A 24,388-nucleotide genomic window follows, 5' to 3' on the forward strand; every position below is an offset into this window, starting at 1 on the left:
GAATTTGAGATAGAAAATAGTTCGAAAAACTTGGATGCCCGAAACTGCAATTGCGTATAACGGGCTGCGGCTTGGCGAAGTGCGGGCTTGAATTGAGCGAAAGTTCAATTCAGACCGAGACGTAGCCAAAGCTGTGAGCCTTTTGGTAAATTTAATAAAAAAACAAAAGCAAACAGCTTTTGGCGGATAAAAAGGCGAGAAGTTCAATTTTGAACTTAACCCCGCATTTTGCCAAGCCGATGTTAGCTGTAGTTTCTTTATTTCTCGTTCGTATCTGGTTTTTGGTAAATCACATTGTCATTCATATCCAATACTTGATGGTTTTTACAGTCAAATAATCTGTGCTGAATTCCGATATTAGTTAGGATTTTTTCAGCTGACTTTTTTACTTCAAACCATTTCTCGTGATTATCAATAAATTCATAATCCCAAATTTCGTTTGGAATTTCATCAACTTGATTTTTAAATCTTAGAAGTTGTTCTTTAAATTCTATATCAATTTTAGCATTTCTAAATACAGTTTCAAAACAAACAGGTAAAAAGGCGTAATCTAACTCTTCGTATAATTCAGTTAATGGATCAATTAAAATTGGTGCTAAGCTTTCAAGTTCAATTGAATTATAGGTATAAAGTATTAATGAGTTAATTAGATTTGTGTAATAAAAATCAACATTTTTATCGTATTCCATTAATTCATTTTTTAATAGACCTAATTCATCTAATTCTTCTGCTTTTTTATCCATTGAATCAGAATTTTTATTGTTTCGGAATATTGATTTGAAAATATTGAATTTCATATGAGTACTGTTTTTGAAATTACAGCTAACGAGCCGAGTATTTGCGAAGAACGGGAGAGAATTTGAGCGAAAGCTCAAGTTCGTTCGTTCAAGCAAATTGCTCTTTTCTAAAACTAATTTAGGTTAATGTTTTTAGAAAAGCAATTTTGCGAGCGGAAAAAGATAGGCTGAAAGTTTACTTTCAGCCCGTTTTTCGCGAAATACTATGTTGTACGCAGTTTATTTAATAATCTCGGTCTTTTTTAAAATATTTTCAATTTCAGCATTAGTATATTTTTCTACTGGATCTACTTCTTTATCATCTCCTTTATGATGATATTCTCCCGTATCAAAAGCATTAAAAATTTTCCAAGAAACCTCAGGGAAAGTATAATTTTTGAAGAAATTTTCATTCGTTAAATAATATCCAAATAGATTTGAAATTAAGTCATTAGCAGTGGAATAATCTAAGTCTTTTTTCCAATAATTATGCGCGATTTTAATAGATAAACTTTCAATTATTTTAGATGGAAATTTTGAAGGATGATTTAAAATTTCTTCAATCTCTTTTTCAGATTTAAGTAATTCTAAGTAAATATATTGTATTTCAATATTTGTAAAATCCATTTATTGAGAGTTGGGATAATTGCGTACAACGTTTCGGGGCTTGGCGTCAGTGGCGGAAATTGAAGCGAAAAGTTTCAATTTAGCGACACAGTAAGCAAAAGCCAATTAATTGAATAAATTTATGAAAAAAGTCAATATAATTGGCTTTTTGCGGAATAGAAAGCCGAAACTTCAAATTATAGCCTTAACCCGCCATTGCGCCAAACCCTTGTTAGCTGCAGTATTTATTGTAGTATTGTAATAATTTTATGAACAGAATTTGAAAATCTTTTATAATCTAAATCTATTAAAGTTTTAAATAAAGCCTGATAGTACGTGAAGTTTTCTTTTCTTATAGATTTTAGATGTATTAAATCATTCCTTATGTCATTTAATGTAATTATATTTTGATAATCATCATTGTAATCTTCAAACAGATTTATTCCGCTAATTTCTGGAAGAATGTAACGATACTTTTCTTTAAATTTTTGCCACTCAATGTCTTTTTTTGTAAGATTTTTGCCGTTTAAATTTAGTTCAATATCATCAGGTATTAGTTGATTAAAAAGAGCTTCGAGGGACATTAAAAGTTGTGTGATTCCTTGGAATGATTCACTAAAAAATGAAATAAATTCATTATATAAATCAATAGGACTCCAAGAATTATTAATGATTTTTGCTTGTAATTCCAAAGACGTTTCTATATGAGCAATTGCGCAATTATAATATATTGTTACTGGATTTGGTTCTGTAAATACTAGTGGATTATTCTTAGCTTTACTAGGGATTATTCTTGCCATTACATAAGATTCAGAACCTGAACTCTGGGCTAAAATAATTTTTCCACTATCTTTTAATTTACCAATTTCTTGAAAAAGCTTTTTTAAAAGTTCTTCTTGCTCATTTGGAGGTAATTCAGATTTTGTCAAATCTACCTTTTTAGTTGATTGAACTTGAATAGGTAGTTTACTAAATTCTGTTAAGGGTTTATTTTCAATTATTTTCATATGGGTGAAGGTCTGTCGAATATTGCAGCTAACGGGCCGCGGCTTGGCGAAGTGCGGGCTTGAATTGAGCGAATGTTCAATTCAGACCGAAACGTAGCCAAAGCTGTGAGCCTTTTGTAAATTTAATAAAAAAACAAAAGCAAACAGCTTTTGGCGGATAAAATAGGAGAGAAGTTCAATTTTGCACTTAACCCCGCATTTTGCCAAGCCGATGTTACCTGCTGTGCATATTTTTTATTCGTTTGTTTCTTTTAATGATTTTGTCGATTGTTTCGTCCTTATAAGACTTATATTCTTCAATATTTTGTGGCAAAGGAGAACGTTCAAAATTGTCAAATGGAAGACAAAATTTTACTTCGTAATTTTCAGTTACAAAATCTTGAAGTAAAAAGAAGTTTATGTAATTTTCAAAGTTTACGAAAAGTTTGAAAAAATCTTCATATCGACTAATTGCATTATAAAGTGGACTTTGTTCATTCAAGTAAAATAATCTAATACATTCAAGTGTTAAGTCAAATCTATCGCTTATTTTTCGGTTTACACCTCTAGCTTGATTAATTGTGAAGCCATTTTTCTTATGTGCAGGAAAAACAATATGTCCTCCAATTGTTCTTGCAATGTGTTTAAAATCTTCTCTTTCTTTTTCAGTTAACCAATCGTCAAATCGACCTTTGTATTTACCAACAAAATGAGGACACATTCTATCGCTAGAAAGATTATCAATTAAATTATTTTTTAAAACAATTCTGCCGAATTTACCACCGATTTTTAATGTTTCAAATAAGATTGATTGTTCAGAAGGAAGCTTTTTACTCCATAAGAATTTATGAATTTCATAAAGTTTTGGACTATCAGAATCTGGATCGCCACAAAGGCTATCTTTTCTAAAATCAAAATTTATGTCGATTTCAATCATTTAACGTTTCAGTATTATACGCAATTTTTGGATGCATTACAGCTAACGGGCCGCGGCTTGGCGAAGTGCGGGCTTGAATTGAGCGAAAGTTCAATTCAGACCGAGACGTAGCCAAAGCTGTGAGCCTTTTGGTAAATTTAATAAAAAAACAAAAGCAAACAGCTTTTGGCGGATAAAAAGGCGAGAAGTACAATTTTGCATTTAACCCCGCATTTTGCCAAGCCGATGTTAGCAGAAGGTTTTTTGTTTTCGTAATTCCTTTTCAGCCAACAATTCATTCATTTTATTTCGTGACAATTTTCGACCTTTTAAATATCTTCCGTTTATAGAATTTTCGTAATAATAATCAATAAAATACTCTAATTCATAGTCCTTCATTTCGCTCGGTTTTAGAAATCTTTTATCATCAGTAATTTGAGAGTCAGATTCATATTTTTGATTTTCCATTTCAATAAATTTTGAAATTGGAATTTCCTCGATAACATCAATAATTTCATAGTGACTTAAATTTAATGTTTGAGCACCAATAATTTTAAGATATTCATTTAGAATTCGTTTTTCGATGAAAATTTTTCCTCCACCGAATTTATGTCTATCTTTTTGATTTTTCTTTACTCCTGAAATCCAATACTCATCTCCGTTTTCAATATCAAAAAAATTCCCTGCAATTCCATTTCCATTTAATGTTTGAAATGCTTTTCCGTCAAAATAAATGGTTTTTCCGCTTTTTGAAAATGAAACAAGTGCAATCCAGGCAGGACCATTATCACTAAATCCTGATTTGAGTTCAATATATTTTATTTCGGATTTCATTTCTGCGGTTTGTTGGTTAAAACTTTCTGCTAACGAGCCGAGTATTTGCGAAGAACGGGAGAGAAATTGAACAAAGTTCAAGTTCGTCCGTTCAAGCAAATTGCTTGGCTAAAACTAAATTAGTGTATTGTTTTAAGAAAAGCAATTTTGCGAGTGGAAAATTATGACAAAAAAGTTAGCCTTCAACCCGTTTTTTCGCAAATACTTTGTTAGCAGAAGTACTTTTAGTAAATTGTTAAATGATCTTTTAGAATCCAACCAATAGTTTTCTTTCCACTACTATTATAAAATTCAGTATAAACGAAATATTTAGATTCAGCAATTGAATTAATCATATCTCCATAGACCAAATAAGACGTTTTTTTACTATTTATATTAGGTGAGTTACAAAAATGAGTTTTCGAGGCAATTACCATATATTTTTTTTGTACATTTTTTTCATAATTATTATAAATAATCTCGTTTGAATTATTAGAATTACTTAGAAATCTACTATTTATATAACCTATGTTGTTTTCATAAGAATTTGAATATGAGTTATATGTTTTTACGATTACTTTATCCCAATAACCTACTTTGTTTAAAAATTTTATTTCTTCTCCGTATGATAGTTCACCAATAATATTATTACCTGTATTTGGAGTACTTCTAATGTTTACTTTTTGGGTATTTACATACTTCTTTGAACTATATCTAGAATTGTCAGAGTTGGAATAATTTGAGTTCTTTTTTGTTTCAGAATTATTATAGTTATTGTAATTAGAATTATTTGATGAACTATTTAATCTAGAGTTATTATAATTTGAATTATAATTTGGTTTATTGTATTCTAAGTTAGGATTATAATTTCCCGGATAACTATAATTGTCTGTTACAGTATTGTTAGGATAAGTTCTAACGTGAGGTCTTACATATGTTCCATCTTTTCTGTAATATCCTTTGACGTTTACTTGTGAAAATATGTAAATTGGAGTTATTAAAAAAAATATTAATAAAAATTTATTCATTTATTCAGGTTTAAAGTATTTCTGCTAACGAGCCGAGTATTTGCGAAGAACGGGAGAGAAATTGAACGAAGTTCAAGTTTGTCCGTTCAAGCAAATTGCTTGGCTGAAACTAAATTAATTGAAAGTTTTAAGAAAAGCAATTTTGCGAGCGGAAAAAGATGGGATAAAAGTTTACTTTCAGCCCGTTTTTTGCGAAATACTATGTTGTACGATGTCCTATTCTTTCACAAAATAATAGTTCTCACCATTTTTAAATTTAACAATAATAGTATCATTTTTTAAATCTTCTAATATTTTTGACTCATTTTTAGATTTAAATTTATTAACAAATACTACAATAGAATCTTTATTATATTGATATAATCCATTAATTGGTAAAGTTTTATTAATTACACCAAATTTAGATGAGTTAATTTCTAAGATATCATTTTCAATTTTTTTATTTGCAATTACAACTAAACCTTTCTCTTTTTCTTCGATAAATTGGTTTAGAAATCCAATATTTAAAATTTTGTTATCTATAGAAAATTTAGAATTCATAGAATTACCAATGTATTTATATTCGAAAAAATGATGTGATGGGCAAGCGATTAAAACAAAAAAACTTGGAATTGTTAATAAGAATTTTATATTTTTCATTTATGAGGTCTCAATTAGGATATCGTACAACGAGCCGGGTATTTTGCGAAGAACGGGAGGAAATTGAACGAAGTTCAATTCGTCACGAACTGAGCAAATTGCTCTTTTGTTTTGATAAATTTAAGAAATAAATTGAAACAAGAGCAATTTTGCGAGAGAAAAACATAGTCTGAAAGTTTACTTTCAGACCGTTTTTCGCAAATACCATGTTACACGCTTTTGCGTAGCTGTATGAAAAATTTTGAATTGAACATTTGAAAACAGAATTTGCAGCTTGATATTCTTATAATTTAATGGAAAAAGCGGAAGTTTCAATTTTGGAAAAAGCACAGTTTTTTAAGAAAGCGATAAGTTTCAGAAAATAATAGAAAACATAATCTCGGAATATAAAATTTCGGTAAAAAATCGAGTTTGAAAAAGCAGAAAACGACGCTAAAAAATACAAAGCGGAATTTGTTCGAAAAATAAAGAAAATTAACTTTTGAAATATGAAAAGTGTGTTTGTTTTTTAAACTAAATTTCAAGAAAACGAAAGAATTTTGTTTTTATAAAATCCCAAAATCTTAAACAAAACTTCAAGAACGTTTAAATAATACTGAAAATGTAAAATTAGAAAACATCAAATTTTCGGTTCATAAACTAAGTATGAAAATAACTAAATCCGAGGTTTGAAAATTGTGAAAAATCAAAAATAAAATCGGTAAAAAAAGAAGTTCAAACATTACAGAAACCCATTTGGCAATTGCGTGTAACGTTTAGGGTATTGCCGAAGGCGGGGAAATCGAAGCGATAAGTTTCGATTTTGCACCGAGGCGAGCCAAAACGAATTATTAAGAGTTAAATTTATAAATTAAAAACGAATAAAATTCGTTTTTGGCGGAGATAGAAGCACAAAGCTTGAATTTAGCACTTTAGCCCCGCTTTTGGCAATACCTTGTTAGCAGTAGTTATAATAATTTAAGAGTTTCACTTATGTTTTTTACTGTATGCTCTCCGTGAAAAAACTTATTGATAACTTTTGAGTAATCTTTTTCATTTCCAATTACTTCTCGCAATGTACTCTTCATAAAATCCTTATCGGAAGTTGGTGTGTCACTCTTTAATAAAAGTCGAATCCACTGTTTCATTTTTTCTTTCCCGATTTCTTTTTCTATGCTAAATAAAATCAAAGGTTGATAATCATAACCGTAAGTTTCTCTGTCGTTAATGTCAGCTAAACTGGAAATCTCACCGATTGGTTTAAATTTAAAATCTTCATCTTCTACATACTCCAAACTACTTTTGAGCGATTCTTTAACTTTCTGTTCCATTCCTATGCTCTCAGCAAATTTTAAAGACATAAATTCCGCAAAACCTTCGTCAAGCAAATTCTCTAATGTAGTGTTACAATTTTTTATTGTTCCAAAATAATAATGGCTCAATTCGTGTGCCAATGTCAATAAAAATCCCCCTTCCAATTGTTTGTCAAAAGTTGCCTTCAAATCACTTGGCGGATTACCACAAAGTGTAAAAGTTGGATTACTAGCAAAAGCAAAATAACCTTTTTCATTTGCGGTCAAATACGCCTGTACCCAATGTACTTTTTCGAGGTATGGGATATTGGTATAAGAGCTCAAAAAATCTACAACCTTGCCATTAATTTTATCAAATTCAGCAACCTGATTTTTCGTGAAATTTGCATTTAGCAACGTAATATTTTCGGCTTCTTGTATATCATATTTTCCGATGAAAATATAAGGTTCTCTTGGGCTTTCGCTTACGAAATGTCCTCTTTTGGCATTTATAGGTTTTGAGCCATTAATGTAAATTTGTTCGCAGTCTTCACAAATGAGTTCAATATCATATTTTACAAGTTCGTATTGAAAGTCATTGTCAATATCATACAATGTAGGAAACCAAGCAGATTGATAGCCATCCATTCGTAATAATCCATTCATAAAGGCTATATTGCCTCTCCAATCGGCTTTTTGATAATTTTCAGAAATGGTATCATTAATAACTGGAAATTTGCCAACATATCTAAAGCGTAATTTTTTTGGTAGAAATTTTTGACCTTTCACATCAGCTGGAAAATAGTACGAAACCGATTCGTAAGTTTGTAAGCTATCCGACAATTCACGTTTATATCCAAGTAAAAACTCGTTAGGTTCTACACTTTGTATATTAACGATATTCATTCCCTTATTTAGGCGTATAAGATAGTTGCTGATTTGAGAATAGTCACTTAAAATAATATCACACTCAATTGTCCCGTTTTCAACTGAAAATTTTGCCGTACCTGATATTTTTGGGATTTTATCTTGAGCATTTGTTGTTAAACTCAATAATAAAGATAAAAGAATAATAAAATTTTGTTTCATTTGTTTGGAGATGTTTCTACTACGTATGTCGGTCATAATTACTGCTAACACTCAAATATACGAATATAGATAATATATACAAATTATTTTTTATTACTCAAAATTCTCATTATTAGTACATTTTTGTTAAGTTAATAAATATCAAAGATTAGATATTTATCTTCGTAAATACAACTTCGTATATCTTAATATAATAATATTTGAAATGTTAAAGTTTTATTATCATAAAATATAACAGAGTAAATTATTTACAACAAAATATATTATTAGTAAAATTTTTTCGATAAGCTTAGAATGACAAGACCAGTAAAACATTTATCGTTTCGGTCAACAAAACAGGCCTAACAATTAGTAGGCGATCATCAATTCATTAATTCTTTATTTATTTATTTATTTATTTATTTATTTATTTAGAATGCTTGAAAAATTGCATTGAAATAGTAAACGTTAAAAAAATAAATAGAAGAAGAGAAAAGAATGATTTAGCGAACGATAAAGAGTTATTTAAATTATTCCTCGGATGAAATTTATTTTTAGATGTAGATTTAAGCAATGTCTTGCTTGTGCTGAGCTAGCCGAAGTATTGGTTCGTTTTTTTGACATTTGAGATTAGTTTGTGAATAGAAGCAATGCAATTAAAAATAGTTTATTCATATTGTGATTATTTCTTATCGAATTTAGCTGATAATTTCCAATTTTATGGTGTTTTTTTAAACTCAGAATTGTTAATTTTTATTAGATTAAAACTTAACTTTGTTCAAAATAAATTACAAAATGATCAATCCAAATTATCGTTTACTTGTGATTAGTACAAGTACAATTCATGGTAGTGGATATTTAGAATATATTCGTGAAGAGATTTTAGACTTTTTACAAACCGACGAACTACTTTTTATTCCTTTTGCACGTCCTTCAGGGATTTCGCATGATGATTATACACAAAGTGTAAAAGATGCGTTAAATCCTTTTGGAATCAAGGTTTCTGGAGTTCATAGTTATGATGATCCAAAAGAAGCTGTAAATAATGCGAAAGCTATTTTTATTGGAGGTGGAAATACATTTTTATTACTTAAAACTTTGTACGAATTAGGTTTGGTTGAGGTTTTAAGAGAAGTTGTCGCAAACGGAACGCCATATATGGGAAGTAGTGCAGGTAGTAATATGACTGGTTTGACGATTGGTACAACGAACGATATGCCTATTGTTTATCCGCCAAGTTTTGACGCTTTACAATTTTTACCGTTTAATATTAATCCGCATTATTTAGATCCAGATCCAAATTCGACGCATAAAGGAGAAACGAGAGAAACACGTATTAATGAGTTTCATAAATTCAACGAGCAAACTGTTATAGGTTTACGCGAAGGAAGCTGGTTACGTGTGGAGAATTCTACAATTGAATTAAAAGGAAATTTAACGGCTCGAATTTTTAAACCAAATCAAGAACCGGTTGAAGTTGAATCAGGTATTTTAAGTGAAGAGATTTACATTTAAATTCTTACAATATATGGCGAACAGAGATGTTCGCCTTTTTATTTTTACTACATTTATAAAAAGAAGTAAATCTACTGCATGGAAAATTTTTATTTGTCAGAAACAATATTAAATGTGATTAGAAAACTGGATTATATCTCGGTTGATTCAGAAAATGAAGAGCAAAAACAACTAATAACCGAATGTAGAAATCAATTGTTTAAATTTTTTCCTCAAACCCAATTGTCTCAGAAATTTAAAGGTAAAATTGAAGATATTATCATTGAAATGAATGAGAAATATAGCAATCGTATTGAAGATATTAATGAAAAATTTTCGATTACGATGGATGTATATTGTCCAAAAGAATCTGAGTTATCTTTTGGTGATATTCATTTATTAAATGATTGTATTCAAATCCATTTTCCGAATTGTGATTTTAAATTATCTGTTTTCAATTCGGATGCAATTAATACGGACGAACTTTTAATTCTTGTAAATTTCCCAACTAAAATTGATGATAATGATTAGAATATAAATACACTTATTTTATGATATTGAGTCAACTAAAATATAATAAATTAAGATGAACAAATCTATATATGTAATAGAAGTATAAATTATGTAATTTTTTGTTTATTAATAATTAAAAATCCAGCTTTAAAGCTGGATTTTTTTATTTTATTTAACCTAAGAAAAAAACGCCATTAAACAAACAATAAACGCTGTAATTCCTGTATAGAATAGTCCAATAATTACAAAATATCCAAATATTTTATGATTTTTAGAAAATGTTCCTGGTAATTCTTTGTTTTTATTTTGTTTCCCAGATTTAAAAATTGTGTAAGCCCAAACAACATACGTTAAAACTGCACCTATAACATGTGCCCAAAGTAGATATCTGAAAAAAGGTGTTTCTAAATATGGACTATTTTTAACTAAACTTCCAGATCCTCCTGAAAATCGTATGGTTAATTCTAAAAGAATTACTCCAGTAACACAGGCATAGTTATTAATAAAAAAGCACCCTAAAATAGCTTTAGTTTTTGTTTCTGCATACAGTAAATATGCTATTCATCGGTTTAAAGTTTCAGCTACTGATTTTCTTTTAAAACCTTATAGTTATCAAGATTTTGAAAAAACAGTTGAGAAAATTAAGCTACAAAAACGTTTAGAAATTCTAAATGAAAAAGAAGAGATTTTTATATTTCTTAAAGTCGATTCAATAAAAGTAAAAATTCGTATTTCAGAAATTTTATATGCTGAAAGTATGAAGGATTATGTAAAAATTTATACAGAAAATAGGTTAATACCATATATACCACTAATGACATTAAAAAAACTATCTGAAATTTTAAATGATGATCTAGTACAAGTGAATCGTTCTCAGATTGTTAATTTTAAAAAAAATAGAGTCTTTCCGTAAAAATAGTTTAATACTGAATAATAAAGAATTTATAATTTCTGAAAAATATAAATCTGATTTTTTTAATAAAGTAAATAGTCTTTGATTATTTATTAAATTTATTCTTAAAATAATTAGATTTTATAATGATGAATACTAAAGTTTTTAAAATGTCTTTTGCCAGTGTGTATCCACATTATGTAAAGAAAGTGGAGACAAAAGGCCGAACGATTGCAGAATTACATCAAGTAATTGAATGGTTAACGGGTTATACAACTTCTGATCTAACTCGAATTATCGAGAATAAAATTGATTTTGAAACCTTTTTTGCTGAAGCAAAATTAAACCCTAATGTAGATAAAATTAAAGGTGTAATTTGTGGTTATAGAGTAGAAGAGATAGAAGATCCTTTGTATCAAAAGATTCGTTATTTAGATAAATTAATTGACGAATTGGCGAAAGGAAAATCGATGGATAAGATTCTTAGGGAATAAACCTCAACTATTTCGTTGAGGTTTTAAATATTATTTGAAATACATGGTTAAATTTTCGGTAGGATTTTCATTGAAATATTTTCTTTCTTTTAAAACAGAATCCACGTAAAGTAAAGATTCTTTTGCTTTTTCAATCTGATAGTTTGTTGGAACTGAATAATATTTATTCATATTGGTTTTCCACTTCATGATGTAATTTTGTGCAATATTCCTTACATTCTCGTTTTCATCAATCAAACCGAACATCAAATCATTTATTGTATCATAATTTCCAATTTTCGAGAATAATTTTAGCATAGATACTTTTAAATCTTTACCATTATTAATGAAAACTTCTCGTGCTTTTTCAATAACTTCATTTGTAGGATAGTTTTCTAAATAATCTACAATCAAATTTCTAAGCCCAATTAATTCTGTATTTAGATTCTCTAATGCAAATTCAAATGCTGATTTTGATTCCAATTTTTGAAGTGCTAAAAATGCTATTTTTTTAATTTTAACATTTTTAGAGTATAAATAATCATTAATTAAGGATTCGTATTCTTTAGCATTTAATTCGGCTAAACCACAAATTGAACCATTTATATTTTCTTTTTTTATCAAATTTTGATGGTAAATTTCGATAAAATTTATGTTTTTATTTCGAAGAGTAAATCTTGCGAAATTTCTAATTAAAGCTGATTCATCTACAATATATTGCTCAATTATTTTTTCAAAACCAGGTGAATCTTTTAATAAATACAACGTTTCATATCTGATTTTTGCAGCTTTTTCGTTTAAGAATTTTTGTATTTGATTGTGATCAAATAATTCAAATCGCTTAAGAGAAATATGACGAACAATCAAAGATTTATGATTAATAAAATAGCTAAGTTCTTGATTTGTAATATCAGCAATTTGAATAAATTCTTTAGCTATAATTCGAACAGATTTTTCATTAAATTGGTTTAAATTCTCTAAAATATACTTCCTGTTTTCTATGGTTAGAAAATGAATAACCTCATTGTAAATGGGTTTTAAATCAACCCTTTCTACTTGTTGTAACCAATAAAATTGATTCAAATTCTCAACAATATACTTACTATTTTCTGGTTTTAGAAAGGTTTTAAACGAATTATGTGCTGTTATTCTTACGTTTTCTACCCAATCTGCTAAACGAAAAATAAAATAAGGTAAAGTCTCTGGATTTTGAATTTCGGTCAATTTAGTTAAAGCATATTCGCGTATATATCCATTATAATTCAAAGATGCAATAGTTAAAATTGACGTAAAATCTTGTTCATTAAATAGATCTTCAGCTTTATTTAAATCATTTAGTTTGATTTCACAATTTCTTGCAGTTTGATAAATGTCTTTTTTGGAAATCGTTTGATTAAATAAGTTTAAAATTATTTTAAGTGAAATATCTCTAATTTCTTTATTCGAATCCAATATAAAAGGAAAAATATGTGAAATATAAGTTGGAGTTGCTCTTGTTTTGATTTCTATTAAAGCATCAATCCTTTCTGACGTATTAATTTCTCTAAAAAATAATGTTTTTTTATATTTTACAATATTTAGTAATTGCCAAATTTCCATTGGATAAAATTAGGTAATATAAAATCAAGAAAAAAGCCTTTCCATTATGAAAGGCTCAATTTTTTAGTATTTGAAATTACTTATAGTTTTTATTTTCGCACATTTCAGTCAGTTTTTTAGCTAAAGGAGAGAATAAAAGGGCTGAACAATATGCAACAGGAAACATAATTGTCCGAGATTTTAAAAACAGTAAATACCAATTTTCGGTAAAGCCAAAATTTCTAAATACACCTACTAAAGCCATAACTATTGACATTGGAAATACGATAAATAATAGACTTAAAAATTTGATATGTTTTTTTTTCATTATTAGTAAAATTTATATTACAAAACTACTTTCTTAAGAGATTTTTATATGTAAATCACTTTAAAATGCTTTGTGAAGTTGAAATAAATTCAGCTTGATAAATGTAATGTTATCCTGAATTTATTTCAGAATCTCATTTTACTAACGTTTTATTCAGAATTTCATCATATTTGGTACAATACAATAAAAGCATCTATAAAAGATGCTTTTAAAATCTATGATGAAGTAAATCCACCATCTAATGCAATTGCTTGTCCATGTAAAAGACTAGCTTTATCAGAAAGAGCCCATGCTACAAATTCTCCAATTTCTTCAGTGGTTCCTAAACGTCCTATTGGTTGTAAATGTGCCCATTCTTCTTCAGTTCCCATCGTACCGGATTTAATTAGCTGATCTAGCATTTCAGTTCGAATAATTCCTGGACATACTGCATTTATTCTGATGCCTTTTTTCCCATACTCTAAAGATGCTGTTTTAGTTAAACCAACTACTCCATGTTTAGCAGCTATATAAGCTGATATACCAGGTTTGCCTACTAGACCTCCAATACTTGCAGTATTTATTATAGCTCCTTTAGTTTCTTGTTTTAGCATTTGATTAATTTGTAATTTCATCGAGGTCCAGACTGATTTTAAATCAGTTTGGATGATCTTATCAAATTCTAAATCATCATAATCTTTAAACTCAGAAGATGGACCAGAAATCCCAGCATTATTAAAAGCACCATCAATTCTTCCAAATTTTAAAACGATAGTTTCCATCATAAGTTTTAAGTCATTTTCTTTGGAGACATCAACAACTAAACTCTCAATTTTTTCATTGGAATCTATTAATTTTATAGTTTCTTGCAGTGAATCGGAATTAATATCTGTTAAGAATAAAATAGCCCCTTCACGTGCTAAAACCTTTGAAGTTCCACGACCAATTCCTGAACCAGCACCTGTAACTAATATAACTTTATTATGTAAAAGCATAAAATTTATTTTAAAGGTTCTTGTATGTATCCAACTACTGTTGTTTGTGAAGTTGCATTATTTTGTTTAGCTAATTCATAATGTAGTTTAGCATCAGCAACAACAACCATTTTACCCTCATGATATCCTGCAATCGGTCCAAACATAATTCCCAACATCACACATCCTTCATCTGAAAAAGGTTGATGAACACTTCCGCCAGTTTCACAAGTATAGCAGTTTGATATATCTCCAATATCTCCTTTGTCATAGTAAAAGCTTCCTTTTAGAATATAAGCTTGTGCTGTACCAAAATGCCAATGTACACTTGCTTGGACACCAGCTTCAACTTCTAATAGAATTGTAAAAAATCCAGATGCTAAATCACAATATAATAATTTAAACTTTGTTCCTGGCATCAACCAATCAGTCCATGGTATATCATCAGGATTAACAAATTCTTTTACATTATTTTCTTTATGAGTTAATTTAGGTTCAGTCATCCAATAAAATGGAGTGATTTCTTTTAATTGTTCATTCATAATTTTTGTTATTTGTGGTTATAATAACAAAGATGAATTAACTAGATTAGGTAAAAAAGATTCTAAATCAAATTTTTATATGATCTACTATTTTGGTTTATTCAATTTATTTTTGTATAATAAGTTCTCTTTTAAGTCGACTAATTGTTTCAGGTACGACTCCTAAAAATGAAGCTAGATGTTGTGATGAAATTCGATTTCTTAACATCGGATAATGTATATTAAATGATTGGAATCTATCCTTTGAACTTAAATTTGGATGATATAATTGTTGTATTCTTATCATAGCTTCAATATATCTTTCTTCAGCATGAATTCGACTAAATTTTTCTAATGAAGGTATTTGATGATGAAGTCGGATAACATCATCTATATGTAATGAATATAGTTCGCAATCTTCTAAAGTTTCAATGTTTATTTGGCTAAGTGCCTTTTCTTGTAATGATTTTAAGTCAACAATCCATGTGTTTTCATAACAAAATTCAAAAGTTTGTTCTTCGAATTTGTTAGTAGTTGTATACATACGAAGCAATCCTTTTTCAATAAAAAAAAAATGTTGCATTACAGAATTTTCGACATGAATTAATTTGTTTTTTTTAACTTTTTTATAAACTAAAGCCGAACAAAATAGTTTTAATTCATCTTCTGATAATTCTACTCTTTTCGTCAAATTTTCTTTTATAGAATTAATCATAATTAGTTGAAGTTTAAATTAGTATTTAAATATAATAATAAGTCTAACTAAAAAAGTAATTAATATATAAAAAGACTAAGTATTAGATTTTATTTAAAATTTCAACTCAACAGTTGAAGTTTTTTAGAGACGTTTAAGAATAAAGTAAATGCTACTCCAAGGAATAAGGAATCCTAAGATTTAGAAAGAATGACATGGTTAAATCTAAATAGTTTAAGATTATTAATTAGTATAACTCTGATTTCATTTCAGAATCTCATTCCACTAACGATTCATTCAGAATGACATGATGAGTAGAATCTAAAACTTATAAAGTATTACCTATAATCTAAAACGTATATAGACTGGCCTCTAAATCTATGACGTTAATAAATTAAATTTTAAGTAGGAAAAGTATGAATTTGCTAACGATAGAGAGTTATTTAATTTATACCCGTATTAAAATTTAATTTTAGTCAAATAGATTTATAGCCTTGATTGCTTGTGCTGAGCTTGCAGAAGAATTGGTTACTTTTTTATCAAGAAAAAAGTAATAAATCATTTAAAAATTTACTAAACGCTGCTATTCTAAGTCTGTCGAAGAATCTTTTCATATGTAATTCACTTTAAAATGCTATGTGAAGCTGAAATAAATTCAGCTTGACAAATGTATAGTCATTCTATGTTTGTAAAAGATTAAATTAGAATCGTAAACATATAAGAAAAGACCAGGGTAAAGAAAAAAACTATAGTTTGTCATTTGTCGTCGTAGACCGTTCGGGATGTTAGTTCCTTTACCCTTCCTACAAAAATTTGAACAAAACTTTAGGTAATAAAACCTGTATTTAGAATAGATAAATTAATGTAGAGATCTTTTTGATTAAAACATTTGTTATGAATAAAATTATAGGAATTGACATTATTAAACAAACATTTGATGTAAGTTTTCTTGAAAATGAGAAGTGGCAACACTTAATTTTTGAGAATAATCAAAAAGGTTTTAAAGCCTTAAACAGATTGATTAATCAAGACGATTGGGTGGTGATGGAAGCCTCTGGTAGCTATTATTTTGGGCTAGCAAGTTATCTATTTCAAAAGCATATTCAAGTTTGCGTAGAAAATCCATTGGTGATCAAACGTTTCAGTCAGATGATGCTCTATCGAGCTAAAACAGACAAAAAAGATTCCAAAATCATAGCAGAATTTGGAATGAAAAACGATTTGAAATTATGGAAATTAGAAAGTAAAAATAATATAAAGCTTCGACAACTTTATACCCGATTAGAGCTTATAAACAAGCAGATTCATCAGAATAAGCATCAGTTGGAGTCTTATATTAGCAGTAGATGTTTAGATTCATTTTTAGAAAAAGAACTTAAAAAAGATATATGTTATTTAGAAAAATCAAAAGAGAAAATAGAGCAACAAATGCTTTTATTGTCTAAAGCTGAATATGGAGAAACATTAGCACATTTAGAATCTATTCCAGGAGTTGGTCCCAAAACAGCTATGATGATGGCTTTGATCACAGATAATTTCAGGAAGTTTGATAATTATAAACAACTCATCGCTTATATCGGATTTAGTCCACGGATCTATCAAAGTGGAAGCAGTGTTCGAGGGAAAGGACATATTTGTAAAATGGGTAAAGCTCAACTTAGAAAATTACTTTATTTATGCAGTTGGTCAGCCAAATATTATAATAAATCTTGCAAAGAAATGTACGATCGATTAAAAGCGAAAGGTAAACTTGAACGAGTAATAAAAGTTGCTATAGCAAATAAACTAATCAAACAGATTTTTGCTATTGGTAAATCTAACCAAAATTATAGTGAAAATTTTTGTTTATAAACACAGAACATTCCGAGGTATCGAGGAATCTCATCAAACCCATTCTTCAATTTAATCAAGCAGTAAACCCGGCATTAAATTCTTGCGTTAAGAAAAATTAGAAGAAAGTCGTTAAAAACAATTTACTGACCGTAGGGAATGATTTAAATTGTTTAGACTTTAGAACTTATTTTTTAGCTAAAGGATTTACAGCCTTGATTTTTTGATTACTTTTTTATCAAGAAAAAAGTATTGACTATATAATATAAGTCAAGTCCTCCTAAACTCATTTCAGAATCGTATCTTAATCTTACCTTTATCATGCTTAGCTTGTCGAAGCGTTTATATATAATAAACTGACATTTAAATCTAAGACGTTAAAAAATTAAATAGAATGAAGGATAAAAATGAATTAGTGACTGAAAGGAAACATTTAATTCATTTCCGAAATGATATTTAATTTTAGTCTAATAGATTTACAGTCTTGATTTTTTGATTACTTTTTTATCAAGAAAAAAGTAATGTCATCCTGATTTCATTTCAGGATCGCATTCAATATATAAATAATCAGTTCAAGTTTTTATTACGAGAAATAAGATACACACTGTCATTCAGAGCTTGTCGAAGAATCCCCGTAATTTCTAATGATATTCGTTGCGTTAGCAAAAGAAAATTATATAAAAAAAATCCTCTCATTACGAGAGGATTTATAATTATATCTTTCAAAAATATTATTTCTTTGAAGCCATTTTATCAGCTAATTGAACAGCCTTATAAGCATCAACAACACCACCTGTTACAGAAATATCAGTTAACTGATCATTTTTGTTTACTGACTCCATAATGATTTGTTTTACTTGTACTGCAGTTAAAGTAGGGTAGTGTGACCAAACCAAAGCAGCTACACCAGCAACAACAGGAGAAGCCATAGACGTACCAGAATTTGATTTATAAACACCATCTCGTGTTGGGATTGCTGAATAAATCTCAGAACCTGGAGCGAAAACATCTACTGATTTTTTACCATAATTAGAGAAACTTGATTTTAATACTGCCGAATCACTTGTAGAAGATCCTACAGTAATAACATTATTAGAAACTGCTACACCTTTGTCGTTATAAACTGTTGGATAGTGGATATCTGTATCAATATTTAAATCGTCGTTACCAGCCGCTTTAATTAATAATGCACCTTTATCTGCTGCATATTTGAATGCTTCCCAAACTGTTTCTTTGTCTGGTGAATATGCTTTACCAAAAGACATATTTAAGATTTTTGCTCCATTATCTACAGCATAACGAATCGCATTTGCAACGTCTTTATCACGTTCGTCACCATTAGGAACAGTACGCACAGACATAATTCTTACATTTCCATCTCCAGCAATTCCGTCAATTCCTAAACCGTTACCACGTTTAGCAGCAATAATTCCTGAAACATGTGTTCCGTGATTTGAATCTGGGCCATCAACATCAGCATTTCCGTATGATTTTTCTTTGATATTTGAATAATCATCACCAACAATAGAACGAGGATCAAAATCTAAGTTTAAATTGTATTTTTCTTGCTCAGAATAGTGTTTGTAACCTTCGTTAATTTCATCTAATATTTCTTTGCCAAAAACTTTCATTGTTTTACCAGCCCAAGCTTCTTTAGGAACCATTGCAAATAACATCATTCCTTGTTTGGCTTCTTGTGATTTTGGTTCGTAAGTTAACATGAACTCTTCTGTTAATTTTTGATCACCTAATTCAGCGATTAAAACATCTAAAGGTTTAGATAAATTATCAGAAATCATCTTCATTTGAGAAGACATTTGTTTAGCTTCAGCAAATTTGGCTTCGTATTCTTTCTTTAATTCAGTATATTTTTCATATTCAGCTGGGAACTTCGTTTTATTCGTAGCAGCATCTTTACTCGTTTCGAATTTTTCTTTTGCTTTTTTGAATAACCGTGTTAATTCTAATGTATCAGCATCAACATTTTTACCGTCTTTTCCTCCAATAAAATTCCATCCATGAATATCATCAATGTATCCATTTTTATCGTTGTCTTTTCCGTCCTTCTTTTCGTTCGGATTAACCCAAACATTATCTTTTAAATCTTCATGAGTTACTTCGACACCAGAATCTAAAACACCAACGACTAATGTTTGTGCTTTTTTATTTTTTTGTTTTAAAAAATCCAATGCTTTTTGTGTATTTACTCCATAAACACCAGATTGTTCAACTGATAAATGTTGCCATGATTTTAAATCAATTTCTTCTCTTGGCGTTTGTTGAGCAAAAGCTGATGTAGCAACCATCAATGCTACAGCTAAACTGTATACTATTTTTTTCATATTGTTAGTTTATTATATCATTATCAAATTAGTAGCTTAAAAGTAAAAAATGTTACTTAATAATCCTACAATCTAATTAAAACAAAAAAGGCTCCAAACTAAGTTGGAGCCTTGAATATTATTAAAAATCTAAAAGATTATTTTAATTTTCTTTGTTTGTAGATTTCCTCTGCACGTTGTACAGCTTTGTAAGAGTCTACAACACCACCAGTTACAGAAATATCTGATAACTGCTCGTTTTTATTAACTGTTTCCATTAAAATTGTACGGATATCAGCAGCAGTTAATTTTGGGTAGTGAGACCAAACTAATGCAGCTACACCAGCAACAGCAGGAGAAGCCATAGAAGTTCCGTTTAAGAAACGGTATACATCAACACCAGGATATGTAGCGTAGATTTCTGCTCCAGGTCCAAAAACATCAACAGATTTCTTACCAAAGTTAGAGAATCCAGCTTTTAATTTATCTGAATTACGTGTTGAAGCACCAACAGTTAAAACTGCATTTGATACAGTTGATCCATCAGCTCTAAAGTTAGTTGGGTAGTGGATGTGTGTATCAATATCTTCGTTACTGTTTCCAGCAGCTTTAACGATTAACACACCTTTATCCGCAGCATATTTAAATGCATCCCATACAATATCTTTATTTGGAGAATATGCTTTACCAAAAGACATATTTAAGATTTTTGCTCCGTTATCTACAGCATAGTAAATAGAGTTTGCAACATCTTTATCTCTTTCGTCACCATTTGGAACTGTACGAACAGACATGATTTTTACGTGGTTACCTCCAGCAGTACCTTCATTACCAATTTTATTACCGCGTACAGCAGAAACAATTCCAGCTACGTGTGTACCGTGAGAAGACTCAGGTCCGTTAGAATCTCCGTTACCGTAAAATCTTTCTTTTAAATCGTTTGGATTGTCAACATTTTTACGATCAACTAAATCTAAGTTGTAGTGAGAAGTTAATCCATCAGCTTTCGCTTGACGACGAGCCATTCCTAAGTAAGAATTAGCAACTTGAGCCATAGTTTTTCCAACCCATTGCTCTTCTTTTAACTCACCAAAAATCCATAAAGATTCAATAACTTGGTTATCTACTGGTTGGTAGTTAGCGATAATATCTTTTGTTAATTTAGTATCACCAAATTCTAAAACCATTTTATTTAAACCTGGCTCAATAGCATTTAATTTAGCTTGAGCAACTTGTTGGTTGTATTTAGTTTTACCTACAGTTTCTAAGTACTCTCTTTTGATTTTTACGTATTCTGCATATTCAGTAGGAATTTTAACGATAGCATCGTGATTTTTTTGTTGATCAAATGTATCGTATTTTTCAGCTAAACTTTTGTAGATACGAGTTAATTCAACTGAATCGTCATTATAGTTAATTCCTTTTGCAGTACCTAAGAAAGACCATCCGTGTACATCATCAATGTAACCGTTTTTGTCATCGTCTATACCGTTTCCTGGAATTTCTTTTTTATTTACCCACATGTTTGCTTTTAAATCCTCGTGGAAATGTTCCACACCAGAATCTAATACACCAACAACTAATGTCTGTGGTTTTCTATTTTTTTGTTTTAAGAAATTTAAAGCTTTTTCAGTATTAACACCGTATACACCTGTAGTTTCAACATCTGCATGGTACCAAGTTTCTTTTGGAACTTCAACTGATTGAGCTTGTGCAAAACCAAATGAAAAAGCAAATGAAAGAGCTAAAACTAATTTTTTCATTCTATGTTTTTTTTATAAATTTTTTAAATAGATAGCCGCTTGTGGCCCTTCACTAAATAAGATGTCTAAAATACTTAAACCTGGAGTGAAACCAAATTTTTCGTCAAATACTTGTACATATTCAGGAAAATGAACATTGGCCTCTTTCTTCGCATTGTATTTATTTCTGAAATCGAATGCTTCATCAATTAGTTGATAAGATTCTGTTTTTGTTACAACCGTATCAACTTTTAATTTTGATAAAATAAATTCGACAGTTTTGATATTTAAATCTAATAAATATTTCTCTTGTTTTTCGTAAAATGATGCAATTTCGTCTTCATAATATTCAAAATATGGAGAACTCTGATAGGCAGATCTTAATGATTTGAAATGTTCTTTTTGCCAATTATGATCGTAGGATAGTTTGATGTCTTTCATGCGACGATTTCCGTCGTGTACTAAAGGAATTGTTAATGATAATTTACCATTAGCTCCTAAAATATTTGTACGACTTCTATAGGTTTGTTTCTGAAAGTTTTCGCAAACTTCTAAATCAATAGTTTCACTTTTTACTATATCAGCAAAGTAATCAATCGGTCCAAAGTAAAAAGCTGGAAATGTATTTTTCATTTCAATTATTAATCTTAATATTTATTTTTTTGTTTTTCTTTTCTTGCTTTCCAGATATCATATCCAATCCATCCAATAAAAGCAATTAACACATAAATTCCGTATGAAGTTTTGTTTGGATTATCGTTGTTGATAGATGTAAACCATCTGTCCCAAATAAATTTCTTAGGAGCTTGTTCAAATAAACCATTCATATTTGCCCAAATTAAAATTGGACGTCCTACGATATGATCTTCTGGTACATATCCAAAGAAACGCGCATCTAATGATTGGTTTCTGTTGTCACCGACCATAAAGTAATAGTTTTGTTTGATTTCGTATTTATCAACTTTTTGATCATTTACGAAAATATCAAACTTACCATTTGCTGAGTCTACGCGTAATGTATTTTGTTCGTATTTACGAATTACATTAATATATTGTGGTAAAGTTTCTTTGTTAATATCTACAATATCACCTTTCTTAGGAATGTATAACTTACCATATTGATCTTCATTCCAGTTTTTATTTACAGGGAAAATAGTGTAAGTACTATCAATTTGGTTTCCGTAACGAATACGTTCTGTTTTTTCTCCTTTAGCTTTTAAAGCTGGTTCAACACTGATAATGTTAGAGTTATTTTTGAATGCAGTTACGTGCGCTTCAGTTAAAGCTGGGAAACCGTATACAAAAGTGCTTCCTTCTTGGTAAGATGTTCCTTGGTAATCTGTTGGGATTAAACCAAAATCTTGGTATAAAACAGCTGGAGATAATTGAATTTTAGATACAACTTTATAAGAATGTTGAACTAAAGCATCTAATTTAGGTTGGAATTTTTTTCCGTCCACGTATAAAATTCCGTTGCTAATTTCTACAGTTTCACCTGGCATACCAACTAAACGTTTTACATAGGCATCTTTACGATCAATTGCAGAGTAAACCGAATCAGTAGGGTAGTTGAAAACAACAATGTCATTCGATTTTAAATCTCTCCAACCTGGTAAACGCATGTAAGGTAAACGCGCTTTGTCTACGAATGCATCACGATTGATAAATTCTGAAAAAGGAATTCCTAATGGAGTAGAAGGTACACGAGCACCAAAACTTACTTTTTCTACAAATAAAGCATCACCAATTTTAATTGTATTTTCCATAGATCCAGTAGGTACAATCATTGGTTGTATAAACCAGTTATGTACTAAAGTAGCTAAAACTAAGGCGAATAATAAAGATGAAACGATAGTAGAAGTACGTTTTTCAGCACCTAAATATTTTGGGTTATCTGAATAGTTAATTGCGAAAATGTATAAACCTAAAGTTAAAACCATGATGATTTTATCCTTTAATTCTATTTTTCCGTACGAATCAGCTAAATCTACATACATTACTAACCAAAAAATTGGTCCAACGATAGGTAGGTAGAATAAAATAATCCACCATTTTGGTCTATCAATAATTTGTAGTCCGTTCCATATATTTAAAAATGGAACAAATGCTGACCATGCAGGTTTTCCAGCATTTTTAAATAATTTCCATGTACCAGCTCCAAAAAGGATGTTGTATAGTACAAAACCAATAATCCAATAAATGATTAGTGACATAAGTATTTTTATTAGTAGTTGTTAATTCAGTTCTAAAACGTCTTTCATAGAAAAGACACCTTTTTTATCTGCAATCCATTCTGCTGCAATAACAGCACCTAAAGCAAATCCTTTACGAGAATGTGCTGTATGTGAAATTTCAATCGTATCAACTTCACTTGTGTATTGTACGATATGTGTTCCAGGAACATTTTCGATACGTTTTGCTTCAATCGGAATAATAGATTCACCTTGTTCTTCCATAGACCAATTATTGTAAGATGTGTTATCAATAATTCCTTCAGCAATTGTAATAGCAGTTCCTGATGGTGCGTCTAATTTTTGTGTGTGATGAATTTCTTCTAAATTGATATTGTATTCAGCTCTGTATTTATTCATCATACGAGCTAATTGTTGATTTAATTCAAAAAATAAATTAACTCCTAAACTAAAGTTAGATGCATATAAAAAAGCAGTATTGTTAGCTAAAGTTAATTGATTTACTTCTTCTTGTTGATCTAACCAACCTGTTGTTCCACAAATAGTTGGTGTGTTTGATTCAAGTAAAACTTTAAGATTGTCGTATGCGTATTCAGGACGAGAGAATTCAATCGCTACGTCTATATCTTTTAATTCTTCAGGTGTTGGAGTATGAGAAACTTTTAAAACAACTTCATGTCCTCTTTCTACTACAATTTCTTCAATGGCTTTACCCATTTTACCATATCCAATTAATCCAATTTTCATAATGTAA

Annotated in this window: 23 protein-coding genes; 5 read left to right on the forward strand and 18 right to left on the reverse strand. The window is 29.4% G+C overall.

What is annotated here, in order from left to right; translation table 11 throughout:
- Positions 1 to 257 precede the first annotated feature (257 nt).
- From EAH69_RS12690 to EAH69_RS12725, 8 genes are all read right to left on the reverse strand, one after another.
- Positions 258 to 743, reverse strand: coding sequence for a hypothetical protein (locus EAH69_RS12690; RefSeq protein WP_147439146.1), 486 nt, complete (start codon positions 741 to 743; stop codon positions 258 to 260).
- A gap of 273 nt (positions 744 to 1,016) precedes the next feature.
- Positions 1,017 to 1,403: a hypothetical protein gene (locus EAH69_RS12695; protein WP_121935585.1), complete on the reverse strand. Its 387-nt coding sequence runs from the start codon at positions 1,401 to 1,403 to the stop codon at positions 1,017 to 1,019.
- A 224-nt stretch (positions 1,404 to 1,627) separates the two neighbouring features.
- Complete coding sequence (locus EAH69_RS12700) at positions 1,628 to 2,389, reverse strand: hypothetical protein (protein WP_121935586.1); 762 nt, start codon at positions 2,387 to 2,389, stop codon at positions 1,628 to 1,630.
- Between the two features lie 214 nt (positions 2,390 to 2,603).
- The gene (locus EAH69_RS12705; protein ID WP_121935587.1) at positions 2,604 to 3,305 is read right to left on the reverse strand and encodes a DUF6994 family protein; all 702 of its coding nucleotides are present in this window, start codon (positions 3,303 to 3,305) and stop codon (positions 2,604 to 2,606) included.
- 228 nt (positions 3,306 to 3,533) lie between these two features.
- Entirely contained in the window at positions 3,534 to 4,118 is a 585-nt protein-coding gene (locus tag EAH69_RS12710) for a hypothetical protein (protein WP_230466821.1), read from the reverse strand.
- 224 nt (positions 4,119 to 4,342) lie between these two features.
- Positions 4,343 to 5,125 carry an SH3 domain-containing protein gene (locus EAH69_RS12715; protein ID WP_121935588.1) on the reverse strand — a complete coding sequence of 261 codons (783 nt, stop codon included), beginning with the start codon at positions 5,123 to 5,125 and terminating at the stop codon, positions 4,343 to 4,345.
- Between the two features lie 216 nt (positions 5,126 to 5,341).
- Positions 5,342 to 5,764: a hypothetical protein gene (locus EAH69_RS12720; RefSeq protein ID WP_121935589.1), complete on the reverse strand. Its 423-nt coding sequence runs from the start codon at positions 5,762 to 5,764 to the stop codon at positions 5,342 to 5,344.
- 947 nt (positions 5,765 to 6,711) lie between these two features.
- On the reverse strand, positions 6,712 to 8,124 hold the full coding sequence (locus EAH69_RS12725; RefSeq protein ID WP_147439147.1) for a M1 family aminopeptidase: 1,413 nt from the start codon (positions 8,122 to 8,124) through the stop codon (positions 6,712 to 6,714).
- A 774-nt stretch (positions 8,125 to 8,898) separates the two neighbouring features.
- Here EAH69_RS12725 and pepE point away from each other — a divergent pair.
- The 4 genes from pepE to EAH69_RS12750 all read left to right on the forward strand — a co-directional run bounded on the left by pepE (position 8,899) and on the right by EAH69_RS12750 (position 11,496).
- Positions 8,899 to 9,618, forward strand: coding sequence for a dipeptidase PepE (pepE, locus tag EAH69_RS12735; RefSeq protein ID WP_121935592.1), 720 nt, complete (start codon positions 8,899 to 8,901; stop codon positions 9,616 to 9,618).
- Between the two features lie 78 nt (positions 9,619 to 9,696).
- Entirely contained in the window at positions 9,697 to 10,128 is a 432-nt protein-coding gene (locus EAH69_RS12740; RefSeq protein WP_121935593.1) for a hypothetical protein, read from the forward strand.
- 712 nt (positions 10,129 to 10,840) lie between these two features.
- Positions 10,841 to 11,023, forward strand: coding sequence for a LytTR family transcriptional regulator DNA-binding domain-containing protein (locus tag EAH69_RS14145; protein ID WP_394338583.1), 183 nt, complete (start codon positions 10,841 to 10,843; stop codon positions 11,021 to 11,023).
- Between the two features lie 149 nt (positions 11,024 to 11,172).
- Positions 11,173 to 11,496, forward strand: coding sequence for a DUF2200 domain-containing protein (locus EAH69_RS12750; RefSeq protein WP_230466822.1), 324 nt, complete (start codon positions 11,173 to 11,175; stop codon positions 11,494 to 11,496).
- A gap of 30 nt (positions 11,497 to 11,526) precedes the next feature.
- On the opposite strand, the gene EAH69_RS12755 is transcribed toward EAH69_RS12750, so the two are convergent.
- The 5 genes from EAH69_RS12755 to EAH69_RS12775 form a co-directional block, all read right to left on the reverse strand.
- The gene (locus EAH69_RS12755; protein WP_121935596.1) at positions 11,527 to 13,074 is read right to left on the reverse strand and encodes a hypothetical protein; all 1,548 of its coding nucleotides are present in this window, start codon (positions 13,072 to 13,074) and stop codon (positions 11,527 to 11,529) included.
- Between the two features lie 76 nt (positions 13,075 to 13,150).
- Positions 13,151 to 13,381: a DUF2798 domain-containing protein gene (locus EAH69_RS12760; RefSeq protein WP_121935597.1), complete on the reverse strand. Its 231-nt coding sequence runs from the start codon at positions 13,379 to 13,381 to the stop codon at positions 13,151 to 13,153.
- 215 nt (positions 13,382 to 13,596) lie between these two features.
- A complete protein-coding gene (locus EAH69_RS12765; protein ID WP_121935598.1) occupies positions 13,597 to 14,355 on the reverse strand; it encodes an SDR family NAD(P)-dependent oxidoreductase in 759 nt (252 codons plus the stop codon).
- Between the two features lie 5 nt (positions 14,356 to 14,360).
- Positions 14,361 to 14,876: a 2,4'-dihydroxyacetophenone dioxygenase family protein gene (locus tag EAH69_RS12770; protein WP_121935599.1), complete on the reverse strand. Its 516-nt coding sequence runs from the start codon at positions 14,874 to 14,876 to the stop codon at positions 14,361 to 14,363.
- A gap of 106 nt (positions 14,877 to 14,982) precedes the next feature.
- Entirely contained in the window at positions 14,983 to 15,570 is a 588-nt protein-coding gene (locus EAH69_RS12775) for a Crp/Fnr family transcriptional regulator (protein WP_121935600.1), read from the reverse strand.
- A gap of 873 nt (positions 15,571 to 16,443) precedes the next feature.
- Between EAH69_RS12775 and EAH69_RS12780 the strand changes: the two genes are divergently transcribed.
- Positions 16,444 to 17,400: an IS110 family RNA-guided transposase gene (locus tag EAH69_RS12780; protein WP_121935601.1), complete on the forward strand. Its 957-nt coding sequence runs from the start codon at positions 16,444 to 16,446 to the stop codon at positions 17,398 to 17,400.
- Positions 17,401 to 18,110: 710 nt separating this feature from the next.
- Here EAH69_RS12780 and EAH69_RS12785 read toward each other — a convergent pair.
- From EAH69_RS12785 to dapB, 5 genes are all read right to left on the reverse strand, one after another.
- Entirely contained in the window at positions 18,111 to 19,721 is a 1,611-nt protein-coding gene (locus EAH69_RS12785) for a S8 family serine peptidase (RefSeq protein ID WP_121935602.1), read from the reverse strand.
- A 137-nt stretch (positions 19,722 to 19,858) separates the two neighbouring features.
- Positions 19,859 to 21,463, reverse strand: coding sequence for a S8 family serine peptidase (locus EAH69_RS12790; RefSeq protein WP_121935603.1), 1,605 nt, complete (start codon positions 21,461 to 21,463; stop codon positions 19,859 to 19,861).
- Positions 21,464 to 21,475: 12 nt separating this feature from the next.
- The gene (locus EAH69_RS12795; protein ID WP_121935604.1) at positions 21,476 to 22,075 is read right to left on the reverse strand and encodes a WbqC family protein; all 600 of its coding nucleotides are present in this window, start codon (positions 22,073 to 22,075) and stop codon (positions 21,476 to 21,478) included.
- Between the two features lie 14 nt (positions 22,076 to 22,089).
- A complete protein-coding gene (gene lepB / locus EAH69_RS12800; RefSeq protein WP_121935605.1) occupies positions 22,090 to 23,655 on the reverse strand; it encodes a signal peptidase I in 1,566 nt (521 codons plus the stop codon).
- A 21-nt stretch (positions 23,656 to 23,676) separates the two neighbouring features.
- Entirely contained in the window at positions 23,677 to 24,381 is a 705-nt protein-coding gene (gene dapB, locus EAH69_RS12805; RefSeq protein WP_121935606.1) for a 4-hydroxy-tetrahydrodipicolinate reductase, read from the reverse strand.
- Positions 24,382 to 24,388: the final 7 nt, after the last annotated feature.

Source organism: Faecalibacter macacae, from assembly GCF_003687725.1.
GTDB classification, from domain to species: Bacteria; Bacteroidota; Bacteroidia; order Flavobacteriales; family Weeksellaceae; genus Empedobacter; species Empedobacter macacae.

Coding starts and splice junctions, on each gene's coding strand:
- EAH69_RS12690 (WP_147439146.1), bottom strand. CDS start 743: ATGGATAAAAAAGCAGAAGAATTAGATGAATTAGGTCTATTAAAAAAT.
- EAH69_RS12695 (WP_121935585.1), bottom strand. CDS start 1,403: ATGGATTTTACAAATATTGAAATACAATATATTTACTTAGAATTACTT.
- EAH69_RS12700 (WP_121935586.1), bottom strand. CDS start 2,389: ATGAAAATAATTGAAAATAAACCCTTAACAGAATTTAGTAAACTACCT.
- EAH69_RS12705 (WP_121935587.1), bottom strand. CDS start 3,305: ATGATTGAAATCGACATAAATTTTGATTTTAGAAAAGATAGCCTTTGT.
- EAH69_RS12710 (WP_230466821.1), bottom strand. CDS start 4,118: ATGAAATCCGAAATAAAATATATTGAACTCAAATCAGGATTTAGTGAT.
- EAH69_RS12715 (WP_121935588.1), bottom strand. CDS start 5,125: ATGAATAAATTTTTATTAATATTTTTTTTAATAACTCCAATTTACATA.
- EAH69_RS12720 (WP_121935589.1), bottom strand. CDS start 5,764: ATGAAAAATATAAAATTCTTATTAACAATTCCAAGTTTTTTTGTTTTA.
- EAH69_RS12725 (WP_147439147.1), bottom strand. CDS start 8,124: ATGAAACAAAATTTTATTATTCTTTTATCTTTATTATTGAGTTTAACA.
- pepE (WP_121935592.1), top strand. CDS start 8,899: ATGATCAATCCAAATTATCGTTTACTTGTGATTAGTACAAGTACAATT.
- EAH69_RS12740 (WP_121935593.1), top strand. CDS start 9,697: ATGGAAAATTTTTATTTGTCAGAAACAATATTAAATGTGATTAGAAAA.
- EAH69_RS12750 (WP_230466822.1), top strand. CDS start 11,173: ATGTCTTTTGCCAGTGTGTATCCACATTATGTAAAGAAAGTGGAGACA.
- EAH69_RS12755 (WP_121935596.1), bottom strand. CDS start 13,074: ATGGAAATTTGGCAATTACTAAATATTGTAAAATATAAAAAAACATTA.
- EAH69_RS12760 (WP_121935597.1), bottom strand. CDS start 13,381: ATGAAAAAAAAACATATCAAATTTTTAAGTCTATTATTTATCGTATTT.
- EAH69_RS12765 (WP_121935598.1), bottom strand. CDS start 14,355: ATGCTTTTACATAATAAAGTTATATTAGTTACAGGTGCTGGTTCAGGA.
- EAH69_RS12770 (WP_121935599.1), bottom strand. CDS start 14,876: ATGAATGAACAATTAAAAGAAATCACTCCATTTTATTGGATGACTGAA.
- EAH69_RS12775 (WP_121935600.1), bottom strand. CDS start 15,570: ATGATTAATTCTATAAAAGAAAATTTGACGAAAAGAGTAGAATTATCA.
- EAH69_RS12780 (WP_121935601.1), top strand. CDS start 16,444: ATGAATAAAATTATAGGAATTGACATTATTAAACAAACATTTGATGTA.
- EAH69_RS12785 (WP_121935602.1), bottom strand. CDS start 19,721: ATGAAAAAAATAGTATACAGTTTAGCTGTAGCATTGATGGTTGCTACA.
- EAH69_RS12790 (WP_121935603.1), bottom strand. CDS start 21,463: ATGAAAAAATTAGTTTTAGCTCTTTCATTTGCTTTTTCATTTGGTTTT.
- EAH69_RS12795 (WP_121935604.1), bottom strand. CDS start 22,075: ATGAAAAATACATTTCCAGCTTTTTACTTTGGACCGATTGATTACTTT.
- lepB (WP_121935605.1), bottom strand. CDS start 23,655: ATGTCACTAATCATTTATTGGATTATTGGTTTTGTACTATACAACATC.
- dapB (WP_121935606.1), bottom strand. CDS start 24,381: ATGAAAATTGGATTAATTGGATATGGTAAAATGGGTAAAGCCATTGAA.